General features: G+C 72.6%; 15 protein-coding genes. 6 read left to right on the forward strand and 9 right to left on the reverse strand.

Annotation, left to right across the window (positions count from 1 at the left end):
- The first annotated feature begins 116 nt into the window (after window positions 1-116).
- Window positions 117-944, forward strand: a complete 828-nt coding sequence (locus ACFZCY_RS22780) for an enoyl-CoA hydratase family protein (protein ID WP_391176093.1) — start codon at window positions 117-119, stop codon at window positions 942-944.
- The gene (locus ACFZCY_RS22785) at window positions 941-3,277 is read left to right on the forward strand and encodes a bifunctional salicylyl-CoA 5-hydroxylase/oxidoreductase (protein ID WP_391176096.1); all 2,337 of its coding nucleotides are present in this window, start codon (window positions 941-943) and stop codon (window positions 3,275-3,277) included. The genes ACFZCY_RS22780 and ACFZCY_RS22785 overlap by 4 nt, the downstream gene beginning before the upstream one ends.
- Here the strand turns inward: ACFZCY_RS22785 and ACFZCY_RS22790 are convergent.
- The 7 genes from ACFZCY_RS22790 to ACFZCY_RS22820 all read right to left on the reverse strand — a co-directional run bounded on the left by ACFZCY_RS22790 (window position 3,249) and on the right by ACFZCY_RS22820 (window position 8,814).
- Window positions 3,249-3,920: a TetR family transcriptional regulator gene (locus tag ACFZCY_RS22790; RefSeq protein ID WP_391176099.1), complete on the reverse strand. Its 672-nt coding sequence runs from the start codon at window positions 3,918-3,920 to the stop codon at window positions 3,249-3,251. The genes ACFZCY_RS22785 and ACFZCY_RS22790 overlap by 29 nt on opposite strands.
- A gap of 13 nt (window positions 3,921-3,933) precedes the next feature.
- Complete coding sequence (locus tag ACFZCY_RS22795; protein ID WP_361484670.1) at window positions 3,934-4,128, reverse strand: ferredoxin; 195 nt, start codon at window positions 4,126-4,128, stop codon at window positions 3,934-3,936.
- A gap of 20 nt (window positions 4,129-4,148) precedes the next feature.
- Complete coding sequence (locus ACFZCY_RS22800) at window positions 4,149-5,363, reverse strand: cytochrome P450 (protein WP_391176103.1); 1,215 nt, start codon at window positions 5,361-5,363, stop codon at window positions 4,149-4,151.
- A gap of 233 nt (window positions 5,364-5,596) precedes the next feature.
- On the reverse strand, window positions 5,597-6,052 hold the full coding sequence (locus ACFZCY_RS22805; RefSeq protein WP_391176106.1) for a hypothetical protein: 456 nt from the start codon (window positions 6,050-6,052) through the stop codon (window positions 5,597-5,599).
- Window positions 6,053-6,066: 14 nt separating this feature from the next.
- Window positions 6,067-6,336: a hypothetical protein gene (locus ACFZCY_RS22810; RefSeq protein ID WP_391176109.1), complete on the reverse strand. Its 270-nt coding sequence runs from the start codon at window positions 6,334-6,336 to the stop codon at window positions 6,067-6,069.
- The gene (locus tag ACFZCY_RS22815) at window positions 6,336-7,178 is read right to left on the reverse strand and encodes a PaaX family transcriptional regulator C-terminal domain-containing protein (RefSeq protein ID WP_391176112.1); all 843 of its coding nucleotides are present in this window, start codon (window positions 7,176-7,178) and stop codon (window positions 6,336-6,338) included. The genes ACFZCY_RS22810 and ACFZCY_RS22815 overlap by 1 nt, the downstream gene beginning before the upstream one ends.
- A 4-nt stretch (window positions 7,179-7,182) precedes the next feature.
- Entirely contained in the window at window positions 7,183-8,814 is a 1,632-nt protein-coding gene (locus ACFZCY_RS22820) for an AMP-binding protein (RefSeq protein ID WP_391176115.1), read from the reverse strand.
- Window positions 8,815-8,952: 138 nt separating this feature from the next.
- On the opposite strand from ACFZCY_RS22820, the gene ACFZCY_RS22825 reads away from it, so the two are divergent.
- From ACFZCY_RS22825 to ACFZCY_RS22840, 4 genes are all read left to right on the forward strand, one after another.
- Window positions 8,953-10,077: an acyl-CoA dehydrogenase family protein gene (locus ACFZCY_RS22825; protein WP_391176118.1), complete on the forward strand. Its 1,125-nt coding sequence runs from the start codon at window positions 8,953-8,955 to the stop codon at window positions 10,075-10,077.
- Window positions 10,074-10,478, forward strand: coding sequence for a Rid family hydrolase (locus ACFZCY_RS22830; RefSeq protein ID WP_391176122.1), 405 nt, complete (start codon window positions 10,074-10,076; stop codon window positions 10,476-10,478). The genes ACFZCY_RS22825 and ACFZCY_RS22830 overlap by 4 nt, the downstream gene beginning before the upstream one ends.
- Before the next feature lie 66 nt (window positions 10,479-10,544).
- Entirely contained in the window at window positions 10,545-11,060 is a 516-nt protein-coding gene (locus ACFZCY_RS22835) for a helix-turn-helix domain-containing protein (RefSeq protein ID WP_391176125.1), read from the forward strand.
- A 3-nt stretch (window positions 11,061-11,063) separates the two neighbouring features.
- Window positions 11,064-12,158, forward strand: a complete 1,095-nt coding sequence (locus ACFZCY_RS22840; RefSeq protein WP_391176128.1) for a serine hydrolase — start codon at window positions 11,064-11,066, stop codon at window positions 12,156-12,158.
- Between the two features lie 108 nt (window positions 12,159-12,266).
- Here the strand turns inward: ACFZCY_RS22840 and ACFZCY_RS22845 are convergent, their stop codons facing one another.
- Window positions 12,267-13,724 carry an ATP-binding protein gene (locus ACFZCY_RS22845; RefSeq protein ID WP_391176132.1) on the reverse strand — a complete coding sequence of 486 codons (1,458 nt, stop codon included), beginning with the start codon at window positions 13,722-13,724 and terminating at the stop codon, window positions 12,267-12,269.
- On the reverse strand, window positions 13,725-14,402 hold the full coding sequence (locus ACFZCY_RS22850) for a response regulator (protein ID WP_391176135.1): 678 nt from the start codon (window positions 14,400-14,402) through the stop codon (window positions 13,725-13,727).
- Window positions 14,403-14,499: the final 97 nt, after the last annotated feature.

The raw sequence follows: 14,499 nt of genomic DNA on the forward strand, positions 1-14,499 counted from the left end.
CCGCCCTATCGCGCGCTCGTGACGACAGTCACGTACCGGTGATAACTTCGAAGGGCAGGCACCCAGGCAGGCACCAGGCAGACCCAGCCGTCCGGCTGAAGGAGGCCATGGCCCCCATGAGTCCATTCACCGGTTCCGCGCCCCGCACCGAGGACTGGCGGCATCTGCGCCTCACCCTCGACCAGGGCGTCGCCACCGTCACCCTCGCCCGCCCCGAGAAGCTCAACGCGCTCACCTTCGGCGCCTACGCCGATCTGCGCGACCTCCTCGCCGAGCTGGCCCGCGACGGCTCCGTACGCGCCCTGGTGCTCGGCGGCGAGGGCCGTGGCTTCTGCTCCGGCGGCGACGTCGACGAGATCATCGGCGCCACCCTCGCCATGGACACCCGCCGGCTGCTCGACTTCAACCGGATGACCGGGCAGGTGGTCCGCGGCTTGCGGGAGTGCCCCTTCCCGGTGGTGGCCGCCGTGCACGGCGCCGCCGCGGGCGCGGGCGCCGTCCTCGCGCTCGCCGCCGACTTCCGGGTCGCCGACCCGTCGGCCCGCTTCTGCTTCCTCTTCACAAAGGTCGGGCTCTCCGGCGGCGACATGGGCGCCGCCTATCTGCTGCCCCGCGTGGTCGGTCTCGGCCACGCCACCCGGCTGCTGATGCTCGGCGAACCGGTCCGCGCCCCCGAGGCCGAGCGCATCGGACTGATCAGCGTGCTGGCCGACGAGGGACAGGCCGGGGCCGAGGCGGCGGCGCTCGCCCGGCGGCTGGCCGACGGCCCCTCCCTCGCCCTCGCCCAGACCAAGGCGCTGCTCACCGCCGAACTCGACATGCCGCTGTCCGCCGCGATCGAGATGGACGCGTCGACCCAGGCGCTGCTGATGACCGGCGCGGACTACGCCGAGTTCCACGCCGCGTTCACCGCCGGCCGCGCCCCCCGGTGGCAGGGCCGATGACCACCGCACCCGCCCCCTCCCCGGGCCGGCCCCTCCGCATCGCCGTCGTCGGCGGCGGCCCCGGCGGCCTCTACGCCGCGGCCCTGCTCGCCCGCCTCGACCCGCGGCGCGAGATCACCGTCTGGGAGCGGGGCGGACCCGACGAGACCTTCGGCTTCGGCGTCGTGCTCTCCGACGAGACCCTCGGCGGCATCGAACACGCCGACCCGGCCGTCTACGCCGCCCTGCGCGACGCGTTCGTCCGCTGGGACGACATCGACGTGGCCCACCGCGGCCATGTGCTCACCTCCGGCGGCCACGGCTTCGCCGCCCTCGGCCGCCGCCGGCTGCTGCGCATCCTCCACGAGCGCTGCCAGGCCCTCGGCGTACGGCTCCGCTTCCGTACCCAGGCGCCGCCCGCCGAGCAGCTGTCACGCACGTACGACCTGGTCATCGCGGCCGACGGGGCGGGCAGCGCCACCCGCCAGGCCCACGCCGACGCCTTCCGCCCCCACATCACCACCCACCGCTGCCGCTACATCTGGCTCGCCGCCGACATCGCCCTGGACGCCTTCCGCTTCGAGATCGCCGAGACCGGGCACGGCGTCATGCAGCTCCACGGCTACCCGTATGAGCCGGCCGCCAGCACCGTCATCATCGAGACCAGGGAAGAGGTGTGGCGGCGCGCCGGACTCGACCAGTGCACCGAACGCGAGTCCACCGAGCGCTGCGCCAAGCTCTTCACCGACGCCCTCGGCGGCCACCCCCTGCGCGGCAACCGCTCCCAGTGGGCCGCCTTCCGCACGGTCGTCAACGAGCGCTGGTCACACGGCAATACGGTCCTCATCGGCGACGCCGCGCACACCGCCCACTTCTCCATCGGCTCCGGCACCAAACTCGCCGTCGAGGACGCCCTCGCCCTGGCCGCCGCCCTCGACGAACACCCCGCCCTGCCCGACGCGCTCGCCGCGTACGAGGCCGAACGCCGCCCGGTCGTCGAATCCACCCAGCGCGCGGCCCGCGCCAGCCTGGAGTGGTTCGAGAACCTGGAGCTGTATCTGGACCAGCCGCCCCGGCAGTTCGCCTTCAACCTCCTCACCCGCAGCCGCCGCGTCACCCACGACAACCTGCGGCTGCGCGATACGGAATTCATCGAGACGGTGGAGCGGGAAGCCGCCGTTCCCGCCGCCACCCCGCCCATGTTCACCCCCTTCCGCCTCCGCGATCTCACCCTCCGCAACCGCGTCGTCGTGTCCCCCATGGACATGTACTCCGCCGCCCACGACGGAACCCCCGGCGACTTCCACCTCGTCCACCTCGGCGGCCGGGCGCTCGGCGGGGCCGGGCTGGTGATGACGGAAATGGTCTGCGTCAGCCCGGAAGGCCGTATCACCCCCGGCTGCACCGGCCTCTACGCCGACGCCCACGAGAGCGCCTGGCGCCGCGTCACCGACTTCGCCCACACCCACTCGCCGGGCGTGGCCGTCGGCGTCCAGCTCGGCCACAGCGGACGCAAGGGCTCCACCCGGCTGATGTGGGAGGGCATCGACCTCCCCCTCCCGCACGGCAACTGGCCCCTCGTCGCCCCCTCGCCCCTCCCGTACCGCCCCGGCGTCAGCCAGACCCCGCACGCCCTCGACGCCACCGGACTCGCCGCCGTCCGCGACCAGTTCGTCCGCGCCGCCGAACGCGCCGCCCGCGCGGGCTTCGACCTCCTCGAACTCCACTGCGCCCACGGCTATCTGCTCTCCAGCTTCCTCTCCCCGCTCACCAACCACCGCACCGACGCCTACGGCGGCTCCCTCGGCGCCCGCCTCCGCTACCCGCTGGAGGTCTTCGACGCCGTCCGCGCCGTCTGGCCCGACGACCGCCCCATGACGGTCCGCGTCTCCGCCACCGACTGGGCCGACGGCGGCACCACGGCGGACGACGCCGTCGCCATCGCCGCCGCCTTCACCGCCCACGGCGCCGACGCCATCGACGTCTCCACCGGCCAGGTCGTCCCCCACGAGACCCCCGACTTCGGCCGCTCCTACCAGACCCCCTACGCCGACCGCATCCGCAACGAGCTGGGCGTCCCCGTCATCGCGGTCGGCGCCATCTCCTCCTGGGACGACGTCAACTCCCTCATCCTGGCGGGCCGCGCCGACCTCTGCGCCCTCGCCCGCCCCCATCTCTACGATCCCCACTGGACCCTGCACGCCGCCGCCGACCAGGACTACTCCGGCCCCGCCGCCCCCTGGCCCCTGCCGTACCGGGCGGGCAGCCGCAAACCCCCCACGGGCCGCACCGACGCCCCCCGGCCCCGGCTCGCGCTCCAGAACCTCAGAGGGGACCGAGCAGGGCGGTGCTGAGCCCGCACAGGGCTGTGATCAGGTCCTGGCCCAGTACCCGCCACGAATCCACCGCCGCGGCGGGGTCGATACGGCCGTTCGCCAGGTCGTACTCCAGCTCGGCGAAGGCGTGCGCCGAGAGCTGGCGCACCATGGCGCCGTGCCGGGCGAAGAGATCGGGGCGGATGTCGTCCCGGCGAATGGCACCGATCTCGTCCAGGAGGCGCAGGGACGGGCTGTCCAGATGCTCCCGCAGGACGTAGTCGCGGAACACCGGTTCGACGAGTGCCTGGGCGAAGAAGCGGGCGCGCCACGTGGGGGTGCCCGCTTCGATATGGGTCTCTACGGTCGGCAGGATGAGGCAGCGGTAGTGCTCCTCCAGGGACACGGTGTCCTGCCCGCGCAGCGCCTCCACCATGGCGATGCGGTGCTTCTCCACGAGCGCGGTGTGGTTCGACAGAATCGTCTTGATGAGGTTGTCACGGCTGTCGAAGTGGTACTGCACCGCGGAGTTGTTCCGCTGGCCGGCTGCCTCGCTGATCTGCCTGACCGAGACGTTCGCGAAGCCGCGCTCGGCGTAGAGCCGCTCGGCGGTGCGCATCAGTTTGTCCCGCGCGAGCACCGAGCGGGGAGAGGGCGGGGCAGCCGGGCCGGAGAGAGTCATTCCGCTGGGAGGGTCATTCCGTCAGGTGGATGGCACCGGTCGGGCACACCGAGGCCGCCTCACGGACGGCGTCGAAGTGCTCCGGAGGCGGAGCGTCGTCCAGCACGACCACGATCCCGTCCTCCTCACGCTGGTCGAAGACCTGGTCGGCCCTGAGCACGCACATCCCGCTGCCGCAGCAGACTCCCTGGTCAGCAGTGATCTTCATGGTACCTTCCTCGCCGGCCGTCACCAGGTGACCCACATGTCCTCGAAACCGCCCGCCGCGACTCCCTCGCGGGCGCGGAGATTCTCCGGGGACTCCCGCAGCCGCAGCTCGGGCAGCCGCCTGATGAACGTGTCGAGGACCACCTGGAGTTCCACCCGCGCGAGGGTCTGGCCGACGCAGAAGTGCGGTCCCGCGCCGAAGGCGAGGTGCTGGGCGTTGTTCTCGCGGCGCGGATCGAACCGGTCGGGTTCGGGGAACTTGCGCTCGTCCCGGTTGGCGGCGTGCAGATTGACGAACAGCGTGCTCCCAGCGGCGACCGGCACCCCGCTGACCTCCGTGTCCTCGGTGATGAACCGGGGGATGCCCACGCCGCCGTTCGCGTCCATCCGCAGCGCTTCCTCCACCACGCCGGGGACCAGCCCGGGGTCGGCGACCACGGCTTCGTAGCGCTCCCGCTCGGACAGCAGCATCGCCGTCATCTTGAGGATCATATTGGAGGTGGTCTCGTGCCCCGCCAGCAGGAGGCCGACCGCGGTGGAGATCAGCTCGTCGTGGCTGAGCCGTCCGTCCTCGCTGTCGGAGATCTGGGTCAGCTCACTGAGCAGGTCCTCGCCCGGACGCGCCCGCTTGCGCTCGACGAGATCCGACGCGTAGGCGTGGAAGTCCCGCTGTGCCTCGTCCACTTCGGCCTGGGTGTAGCGCGTCAGCGTCAGCAGTACCTCCGACCAGTGCGCGAACCTGTCCTGGTCCTCGCTCGGCGCGCCGAGCAGCGCGCAGATCACCTGCACCGGAAGGGGGAGCGCCAGCGCCGCGCGGAGATCCGCGGGGGACCCCTTGGCGATCATGTCGTCCACCAGCGCGTCGGCCATCTCCTGGACGCGCGGGCGCCACGCCTCCATCTTCTTCACCGTGAACGCGCGGCTGATCAGCCGCCGCCACCGCCGGTGCCCCGGCCCCTCCTTGTTGTCCACCTCTCCCGGGGAGGGCCGGCTGAACATCCCGCCGTCCTCGGTGGTCGCCATGCGCGCGGCGCCCTTGCGGTCGAGGTTGCGGCTGAACCGCGGGTCGGTCAGCAGCCCGCGGATCTCCTCGTACCCGGTCAGCAGACCGACCACGTCCCCACTGGGCATCCGCACATGTGCCACGGGGCACGCGGCCCGCGTCTCGGCCCACTCGCGCGGGGGCTCCAGGAGGTTCGGCTGCTCGAACGGGTAGTCGGGGACGGCTTCCGTCATGGGGGGACTCCTCCGGTGTCGGGGATCTCTGAGCACCGTAAGACGATCGCCTTATTAAATCAATGGACTTAGAAGGTGTGGCCGACATTCGACCCACAGGGTGGGCACCTGCCGGCGATGTGGAAAATGGGCGTGGTCTGTTGCTCGTACGTCTCTTGGCACTTCGATGGGGCTCCTACCGCACCACGGGCGGCAAGGTGGTTTGGGCCGAACTGCCGATTCGCCTTTCCCCGTCAGTCCCAGGAGTTGAAGAGGACTCCGCCCAGCGTGGTGATCCCGAAGTAGCTGATCTGGTGCCAATCGGCTCGCGAGAACCCTGACCTATCCAGGTCGGCGAGAGGCGTCCCCAGGTGCTCGGCCGTCAGTACGTCGAACCCTGAGGCCGAAAAGACGTCCGACCAAGATGGTGGGGAGGCGAAGCCGTCCTCGTACCAGTCCCGCCGCTCCTCAGCGAAGGCGATCCAGGAGTGATGGGCATGGCACAGGACGACACGCTCGTCGTCGCGCCGGATGATCGAGGCGGTGTGGAAGGTCCGGGGGTACGTCTGTTCCACCACATCGCCGACACGGCCCCCGGCCGCGCGGGCGGCGGCGTGCAGGGTGGCGCGGAAGATGCGCACGTCGGTTTCCGGGAGCGGGCCGTCCTGGGGCCGGAAGAAACCGGTCGCGCCTCGTTGGAGAGGGAACACCGTGTCTCCTGGGCTCAGGGCTTGTCGTGCGCGTCGCCGGTGAGGTGGTGGTGGATCTCGTACGCGAGCCGCGCGCCGCCGGCGAGCAGCGGCGGGGCGAGGAGCTTTGCCAGAGTTGCCGTCTCCCCGCCCGCGTGGGCGCGTAGCCACAGCAGGAGGGCACCGGTGGCGGACAGGTGGAGGAGGGCCCAGAGCAGTCCCGTTCGGGCCCGGCGGAAAGGGATGGCGGCGGCGAGGGCCCATAGCCACGGTATGAGGGCGAACCCCAGGGCTGCGAGTGCCATCAGGGCGGTCTCACCGCCGCTCCGCGCAAGGCCGCCTCCGCGTACTGCGCGCCCGCGTCGCGCAGGCGGTCGTGCAGCGCCGCGAAGACGGTGGCGGCGCGGGCGCCGGGCCAGTCGGCGGGGAGGAGCGATGAGGGGAGGCCGGGGTCGGCGTAGGGGAGGTGGCGCCAGGAGTCGAGGGCCAGGAGGTAGTCGCGGTAGGCGGCCTCGGGGGTGGGGGCGTGATGCGTCCAGTGGGTGAGGACGGGCTCGTGGGCGGTGAGGAACGCGTGGTGGAGGGAGGCGAGTTCGTCCAGGTCCCACCAGCGGCGGACCGCCTCGGCGGTGGGGGTGAAGCCCGCGTGGTCGCCCCGGAAGAGGTCGACGTAGGAGGCGAGGCCGAGGCGCTGAAGGGTGTGGCGGGTCTCGTCGTAGAGGCGGTCCGGGGCGATCCAGACGCCGGGGGCGGCCGTGCCGAAGCCGAGGCGGGAGAGGCGGGAGCGAAGCAGGTGGCGCTTGTTGCGCTCCTGCTCGGGGACGGAGAAGACGGCGAGGAGCCAGCGGTCGGGCCCGGGAGCGGGGCGGGGGTAGATGCGGCGGTCGCCGTCGTCGAGGAGCTGGCGGGCGTCGGCGGACAGGGCGTACCCGGCGGAGCCGGTGGCGGTGCGGTCGGCGACCAGCAGGCCGCGCCGCTTGAGGCGGGAGACGGCGGAGCGCACCGAGGGCGGGTCGACGCCGACGGCGCCCAGCAGCCGGATGAGGGCGGCGACGGGCACCGGCCCGGCGGGGCGGTCGGCGGCGCCGCGCCCGTAGGCGCCGTAGTGGGTGACGATCAGGGAGCGGGGGGTGTGCTGGCCGTTCACGGGGTCACTGTAGAGCGCTGTCGCGGAGGCGGTAGCGCTGGAGCTTGCCGGTGGCGGTGCGGGGGAGCGCGTCGAGGAAGACGAAGCGGCGCGGGCATTTGTAGGGGGTGAGTTCGGCGGTGGTGAAGGCTTTGAGGGCGGCCACGGTCTCCTCGGTCCGCGGGACGCCCGCGCGCAGCACCACATGGGCGACGACGATCGTGCCGCGCTCCGCGTCCGGCGCTCCGGTGACCGCGGCCTCGACCACGTCGGGGTGGCGCAGCAGGGCGTCCTCGACCTCGGGGCCCGCGATGTTGTACCCGGACGAGATGATCATGTCGTCGGCGCGGGCCACGTAGCGGAAGTAGCCGTCCGCGTCCCGGATGTAGGTGTCGCCGGTGAGGTTCCAGCCGTCGCGTACGTAAGAGCGCTGGCGCTCGTCCGCCAGGTAGCGGCAGCCGGTCGGGCCGCGCACGGCGAGCAGGCCCGGTTCGCCGTCGGGGACGGGGCGCAGGCCGGCGTCGACGACGCGGGCCTCGAAGCCGGGCACCGGGACGCCCGTCGTCCCCGGGCGGATCGCGTCGTCGGCGGCGGACAGGAAGATGTGGAGCAGTTCGGTGGCGCCGATGCCGTTGATGATGCGCAGCCTGGTGGTCCGGTGCCAGTCGTGCCAGGTGGCGGCGGGCAGGTTCTCCCCGGCGGAGACGCAGCGGCGCAGCGAGGAGAGGTCGTACGCCGCGGGCTCGGTGCGCAGCCGGTTCAGCATCGCCCGGTAGGCGGTCGGGGCGGTGAACAGCACGGACACGCGGTGCCGGGCGATGTCGGCGAGCAGCCGGTCCGGCCCGCCCCGGCCGGTCAGCAGCGTCGACGCCCCGGCGCGCAGGGGGAAGACGACGAGACCGCCGAGGCCGAAGGTGAAGCCGAGCGGCGGGCTGCCCGCGAACACGTCGTCGGGGGTGGGCCGCAGCACCTGGGCCGAGAAGGTGTCGGCGACGGCGAGGACATCGCGGTGGAAGTGCATGCAGCCCTTGGGCCGCCCGGTGGTTCCCGAGGTGAAGGCGATGAGGGCGACGTCGTCGGCGGAGGTCGGCACGGCCTCGTACGACGCGGGCGCGCGGGCCGCGAGCCGCAGCAGGTCGTCGGGCGCGTCACCGCCGTAGGTGAGGGTGCGCAGACCCGGCACCTCCGCCTTGACCAGGTCGTCCGCGCACCGCGCGTCGCACAGCGCGTGCCCGACCCGGGCGATGTCGCAGATGGTGGCCAGTTCGCGGGACCGCTGCGCGGCCAGGACGGTCACCGCGACCGCGCCCGCCTTCATGACGGCGAGCCAGCAGGCGGCCAGCCAGGGGGAGGTGGGGCCGCGCAGCAGCACCCGGTTGCCGGGGACGACGCCGAGCGTGGTGGTGAGGGTGTGCGCGATGCGGTCGACGTGTGCGAGGAGGTGCCCGTACGTCCACACCGCGCCGGAGCCGTCGCGCACGGCGGTGCGCTCCGGGCCGTACCGCTCGACGGTGCGATCCAGTAATTCGGCCCCGCAGTTGAGCCGGTCGGGGCGGCGCGGCCCCGGCAGGTCGAGGAGGAGCCCGGGCCACTGGTCGGCGGGCGGGAGGTGGTCACGGGCGAAGGTGTCGAGGTGTGCCGAAGGCCTGAGCTCCATCGAGGATGCGCCCCCCTGCCTGCCCGATGTGCCTGCCGGATGGCTGTCTGAAGCCGCTTTGTCAGCGTAACGTGATGGTGACGACAGTCAATATCCCGCGATAGTCGCGAACAAGGGTCGCGCCGAGGGAGGGCCCCGATGCCGTCATTCGCACTGGATCCGGAGCAGCGGCGCTGGTGCGCGCGGCTGCGCGCGCTGGCCCGCGAGCGCTTGCGCCCCCTCGCGGACGCCGGTACGCCGGGGCGGATCAACCGGCCGTTGACCGCAGCGCTGGGCGAACTGGGCCTGCTGGAGCGGCTGTTCCCGGAGGACGGGCCGGTCCGGGCGCTCGACCTGTGCCTGCTGCGCGAGTCGCTGGCCATGGAGTGCACGGAGGCCGAGACCGCGCTCGCCCTCCAGGGGCTCGGCGCGTACCCGATCGTGCTGTCCGGCGGCGAGAAGCTGTACGAGCGCTGGATGCCCGGGGTCCGGGCCGGACGCACCGTCACCGCCTTCGCGCTGAGCGAGCCGGACGCCGGATCGGACGCGGCCGCGCTCACCCTGCGGGCCGACCGGGACGGGGCCGGGGGCTGGCGGCTGACCGGTGAGAAGTGCTGGATCTCCAACGCGCCCGAGGCCGACGTCACCACCGTCTTCGCCCGCACCACCCCGGGCGCGGGCTCACGCGGCGTCACCGCCTTCCTGGTGCCCGCCGACCGCCCCGGACTCGGCGGCGAGCCCCTGGAGATGCTCAGCCCGCACCCCATCGGCCGCCTCGTCTTCGACGGCGTCCCGGTCACCGGCGAGGACGTGCTGGGCGTACCGGACGCGGGCTTCCGTGTCGCCATGCGCACCCTCAACCTGCTGCGGCCGAGCGTGGGCGCGTTCGCCGTCGGCATGGCGCAGGCGGCACTGGACGCCTCGCTGGCGCACGCCGGAAGCCGCACCGCCTTCGGCGGGCCCCTGAAGGATCTGCAGTCCGTCGCGCATCAGCTCGCCGAGATGGCCACCCGCACCGAGGCCGCCCGGCTGCTCGTCTACGCGGCGGCCGCCGCGTACGACGACGGCGAGCCCGGCATCGCCCGGCGCTCGGCCATGGCCAAGCTGCTGGCCACCGAGACCGCGCAGTACGTCGTGGACGCGGCCGTCCAGATCCACGGCGCCCGCGCACTGCGCCGTGGCCATCCGCTGGAACACCTCTACCGTGAGGTGCGCGCGCCCCGGATCTACGAGGGCGCCACCGAGGTGCAGCGCACGATCATCGCGAAGGAGCTGTACCGATGACCGAACCCCTGCACCGCATCAACCCCGCCGAGCTGTCCCCGCCCGCCGGATTCAGCCACGCCGTCACCGCGACCGGCGGACAACTGGTCTTCCTGGCCGGGCAGACCGCGCTGGACCAGGACGGCAAGGTCGTCGGAGACGCCCTCCCCGACCAGTTCCGCCGGGCGCTCACCAATCTGCTCACCGCGCTGCAGGCCGCCGGTGGCAGCCCCGCCGACCTCGCCCGGCTGACCGTCTACGCCACCGACGTCGCCGCCTACCGCGACTACGCCCCCGAACTCGGCCGGATCTGGCAGGAGATGGCCGGTCGCGACTATCCGGCGATGGCGGTCATCGGCGTCGTCCGGCTGTGGGACGAGGAGGCGATGGTCGAACTGGACGGGATCGCGGTGCTGCCGTAACAGCCTGGAGCCCTAACAGCCCGGAGCCCTTGCTCTGTTATTCCGGAATAACGTAATCTCTCGCGCATGGCCGACGAGTCCCTGCACGAGCGGGTCGCCGCACTCGAAGAACGGGTGTCGCGGCTGGAGTCCGAGGCACCGGACTCCCCCCGGAACGAGGTGTTCTGGGCGCTGGAGGGGCTGCGCCGGCGGATCACGGGACACGGGCAGGTGCTGTTCACCGGTGCGGTCGAGCTGCCCACCGGCCAGCGCTACGAATGGCAGCAGGGCGCCACGACGGACGGCCTGCTGGACGCGGACTGGTCCGAACACGCCGCGCCCTACGCCGCGTTGGGCCACCCGGTGCGGCTCACCCTGCTGCGCGCCGTACTGGGCGGCACCCGCTCCGCGGCCGAACTGCAGGAGACCGCCGGGCTGAACACCACCGGCCAGCTCTACCACCACCTCAAACAGCTCACGGCGGCCGGCTGGCTCCAGGCCGAGGGACGCGGTCACTACCAGGTGCCCGCGGGCCGGGTCGTACCGCTGCTCGTGCTGCTGTCCGCGGTGGTGCCACCAGGCAATCCGACAACGGGGGAATGACTCATGAACCGACGCACGCTTCTCACCACGGCGGCCGCCGCGACGGGCGCCTCACTCCTGCCCGGCACCGCCGCCGCGGCCGACGACACCCTGCCCGCACGGGTGCGGCACACCCTGGACCAGGCGCTGGCCGCCGGGGCTCCGAGCGCGGTGTGCGGCGTCATCCGGGGCGGACGGACGTACGTGGCGGGCGCGGCCGGAGAGGGCAAGCGGACGCCGGACGGCCGGACCGTGTTCCAGCTCGGCTCGATCGGCAAGACGCTCACCGCCACGGCCCTCGCCCGTGCCGTCACCGCGGGCGAAACGCGACTCGACGCACCGCTCACCCTGCCCGCCCGCTTTCCCATACCCCGCAAGGGCTCCCGCCGGATCACCCTCGCGGACCTGGCGACCCACTCCTCCGGCCTGCCCCGACTGCCGGAGGGCCTCCTCGACGGCGCGAACCCGTACGACCCGTACGCGCACTACACGCTGGACGACCTGGCCGAGGGCCTCGGCAAGACCACCCTCGCCACCGAACCGGGCGAGACATACTCCTACTCGAACCTCGGCTTCGGACTCCTCGGCCAGGCACTCGCCTTCGACCATGTGGACGAGATGCTGCGGCACCGGGTGGCCGAGCCGCTGGGCCTGACCGACACCACGACGACGCTGCGGCCGGACATGCTGCTCCGCAAGGCCGTGGGCCACGCCGGGGGAATACCGGTTCCCGACTGGCACGACCGCGTGCTCAGCGGGGCGGGCAGCTCCATCTACAGCACGGCCGACGACATGCTGCGCTACCTGGCCGCCCAACTCCGCCCCGCACGCTCCCCGTTGCGCGACGCCATCGAACTGACCCAGCGGCCGCGCTTCGACGCCGGGAAGGGCTTGTGGCTCGGGCTTGCCTGGCACCTCACCCCGCTGCCCAGCGGCCGCACCATGGCCTTGCACGACGGCGGCACCGGCGGCTTCACCACCTGCGTGGCGTTCTGCAGGGACAGCGGGACGGCCGTGGTGATGATGGTGAACACCTTCAGCCAGGGAGCCGACGGGAAGGACTATCCCATCGGCTCGCTGACCGTACGGCTGCTCAGCGCCCTCGACGCGGCCCGCTGACCGCCGCCGTCGCGTCCGAGGGGGCGCGCGGCGCCCCCGCCCGGCTCGCCTCAGATGTCGCGGAAGAGACCATGCGGCTCGCGGGCACCCAGCCGGAGCCGGCTTCGCTCACTTTTCGAGCGGTGCGGGCGCGGTCGGCAGATTGACCACCAGGCGTGCCCCGCCGAGGCCGCCGTCCTCCGGCGCGGGGTCCTGGTCGGCGTGGGCGGTGCCGCCGTGCGCGGTGACGACCTTTCCGACGATGGCGAGGCCGAGGCCGGAACCGCCGGCCTCGCGGGACCGTGCCTCATCGAGCCGGGTGAAGCGCTCGAAGACGCGCACCCGGTCCGCGGGCGGGATGCCCGACCCGTCGTCGCTGACGGTGAGTTCGACGGTGCTCCCGCGTTCGCCCAGGGTCACCCGTACCGCCTGGTCTGCGTGGCGGCGGGCGTTGTCCAGCAGATTGCGTACGACGCAGCGCAGCGCCTCGGCGTCGCCCCGGACCCGCCCGCCGGAGACCCGTCGGGCGTCGATGTCCGCCTGGGTCAGGGAGCGCTGCCGGCGGACCTCGGCCAGTACCACCTCGTCCAGGTCGATGACGCGCGCGACCTGTGACCGCGACCGGGCGGGGTCCTCGCTGCGGGCCAGTGCCAGCAGTCCCTCCACCAGGTCGTGCAGCCGTACCGTGTCCTCCAGCAGGGTGGCGGCCATCTGTGGGTCCCGGCCGGGGTCGGGGTAGCTGGACATGACCTCGAGCTGGGCGCGCAACGCGGTCAGCGGGCTGCGCAGTTCATGGGCGGCGTCGGCGACGAAGCGGCGTTGGGCCATGGAGGCGTCGTCGAGGCGGGCGAGCATGTCGTTGAGGGTGGCGCCGAGGGCGTGGATCTCGTCCTGGCAGACGGGCAGGTCGAGGCGGCGGTGCAGATCGGTCGCGGTGATGTCGGCGGCCTGGCGACGCAGGGTTTCCACGGGGCGCAGGGTGCGGCCGGCGGTGAGCGAGATCGTCCAGGCCACCAGCGCGGTCAGTGCGGGTACGCCGATCGCCAGGCCCGTGGTGAGGCTGGACAGGGTGTGTTCGGCCTCGGTCAGGGACACTCCCACGACGATGGTCGCGGGGCGGCCGTCGATGCGGATCGGCCGGGCCAGGACGCGGAAGTCGCCTCCGTCGCCGATGCCGAGGTCGCGCACGGTCGTGGGGTGTCCTGCGAGCACCCGCGGGGGGAGCGGGGCCGGGAAGCCGCTGGGGCTGCCCGGGCGGGTGTCGTAGTCGGAGCTGGCCCGCACCTTCCCGTGGGTGTCGAGAACTTCGACGACGTCGGCGTCCCCTCCGTTGGACGGGATGAGGGAACCCAATTGGTCGTGCTGGACGAGGGCGGTGACGTCGGAGAGCCGCTGGCGGCCGGTACTGTCCCGATCGCTCCACATGGAGTGCTGGAGACCGAGCAGCAGCCCGAGCCCGGCCGCCACCATCGCGATGGCGACGACCATGGTCGCCCACATGGTGACCCGGGCCCGCAGACTCAGCTTCCGGGTGAACCGCTGCACCCGGCCGAATGCCGGACGCCCGATGCGAAGGCGTCGGGACATTCAGCCGCCCTTCGCATCCAGCCGGTAACCGATACCGCGCACGGTCTCGATGGCGGACCGGCCGAAGGGGGTGTCGATCTTGCGCCGGAGGTAGCCGACATAGACCTCGACGATGTTGGGGTCGCCCTCGAACCAGGCGTCCCAGACCTGGGCGAGCAGGTCGGTCTTGCTCACCACCGTGTCGGGGTGGCGCAGCAGGAATTCCAGCAGCCCGAATTCGCGCGGTGTCAGTTCCAGGCGCTCGTCGCCGCGACCGCACCGGTGCGCGGAGGGGTCCAGCCACAGATCACCCGCACGGAGTACGGGCGACCGTTGCGGGGCGCTGCGGCGCAGCAGTGCGCGGATCCGGGCCAGCAGCACCACGAACGAGAAAGGCTTGGTCAGATAGTCGTCGGCGCCGAGGTCGAGGGCGTCCGCCTCGTCGTACTCCCCGTCCTTGGCGGTGAGGATCAGTACGGGGGTGGCGAGGCCCGCGGCACGCAGGGTCCGGCAGACGTCGTAGCCGTTGCGGCCCGGCAGCATGAGGTCGAGCACGATCACGTCGTAGTCGTTGTGCCTGATCAGGCCGAGAGCCTTCTCGCCGTCCCCGGCGATGTCCACGTCGAATCCCTCGGCGCGCAGGCCGCGGTCCACGGCGGCGGCGATGTTCTGCTCGTCCTCGACCACCAGCACGCGCACCCGACATCACCTCGTGACCGTACCGACGCGTCGGCCGGAAGACTGATCCTCGGTTGCGAGTCTAGAGGCGGGACCGCAGGTCGGCCGCGCGTCTCTC

It is taken from the genome of Streptomyces sp. NPDC007983 (assembly GCF_042958345.1).
GTDB lineage: Bacteria > Actinomycetota > Actinomycetes > Streptomycetales > Streptomycetaceae > Streptomyces.

What these genes read in the sequence shown, in the direction of transcription:
- ACFZCY_RS22820 (WP_391176115.1), bottom strand. Translation starts at nt 8,814, where the DNA reads ATGGAGCTCAGGCCTTCGGCACACCTCGACACCTTCGCCCGTGACCAC.
- ACFZCY_RS22835 (WP_391176125.1), top strand. Translation starts at nt 10,545, where the DNA reads ATGGCCGACGAGTCCCTGCACGAGCGGGTCGCCGCACTCGAAGAACGG.
- ACFZCY_RS22785 (WP_391176096.1), top strand. Translation starts at nt 941, where the DNA reads ATGACCACCGCACCCGCCCCCTCCCCGGGCCGGCCCCTCCGCATCGCC.
- ACFZCY_RS22840 (WP_391176128.1), top strand. Translation starts at nt 11,064, where the DNA reads ATGAACCGACGCACGCTTCTCACCACGGCGGCCGCCGCGACGGGCGCC.
- ACFZCY_RS22825 (WP_391176118.1), top strand. Translation starts at nt 8,953, where the DNA reads ATGCCGTCATTCGCACTGGATCCGGAGCAGCGGCGCTGGTGCGCGCGG.
- ACFZCY_RS22810 (WP_391176109.1), bottom strand. Translation starts at nt 6,336, where the DNA reads ATGGCACTCGCAGCCCTGGGGTTCGCCCTCATACCGTGGCTATGGGCC.
- ACFZCY_RS22795 (WP_361484670.1), bottom strand. Translation starts at nt 4,128, where the DNA reads ATGAAGATCACTGCTGACCAGGGAGTCTGCTGCGGCAGCGGGATGTGC.
- ACFZCY_RS22800 (WP_391176103.1), bottom strand. Translation starts at nt 5,363, where the DNA reads ATGACGGAAGCCGTCCCCGACTACCCGTTCGAGCAGCCGAACCTCCTG.
- ACFZCY_RS22790 (WP_391176099.1), bottom strand. Translation starts at nt 3,920, where the DNA reads ATGACTCTCTCCGGCCCGGCTGCCCCGCCCTCTCCCCGCTCGGTGCTC.
- ACFZCY_RS22845 (WP_391176132.1), bottom strand. Translation starts at nt 13,724, where the DNA reads ATGTCCCGACGCCTTCGCATCGGGCGTCCGGCATTCGGCCGGGTGCAG.
- ACFZCY_RS22830 (WP_391176122.1), top strand. Translation starts at nt 10,074, where the DNA reads ATGACCGAACCCCTGCACCGCATCAACCCCGCCGAGCTGTCCCCGCCC.
- ACFZCY_RS22780 (WP_391176093.1), top strand. Translation starts at nt 117, where the DNA reads ATGAGTCCATTCACCGGTTCCGCGCCCCGCACCGAGGACTGGCGGCAT.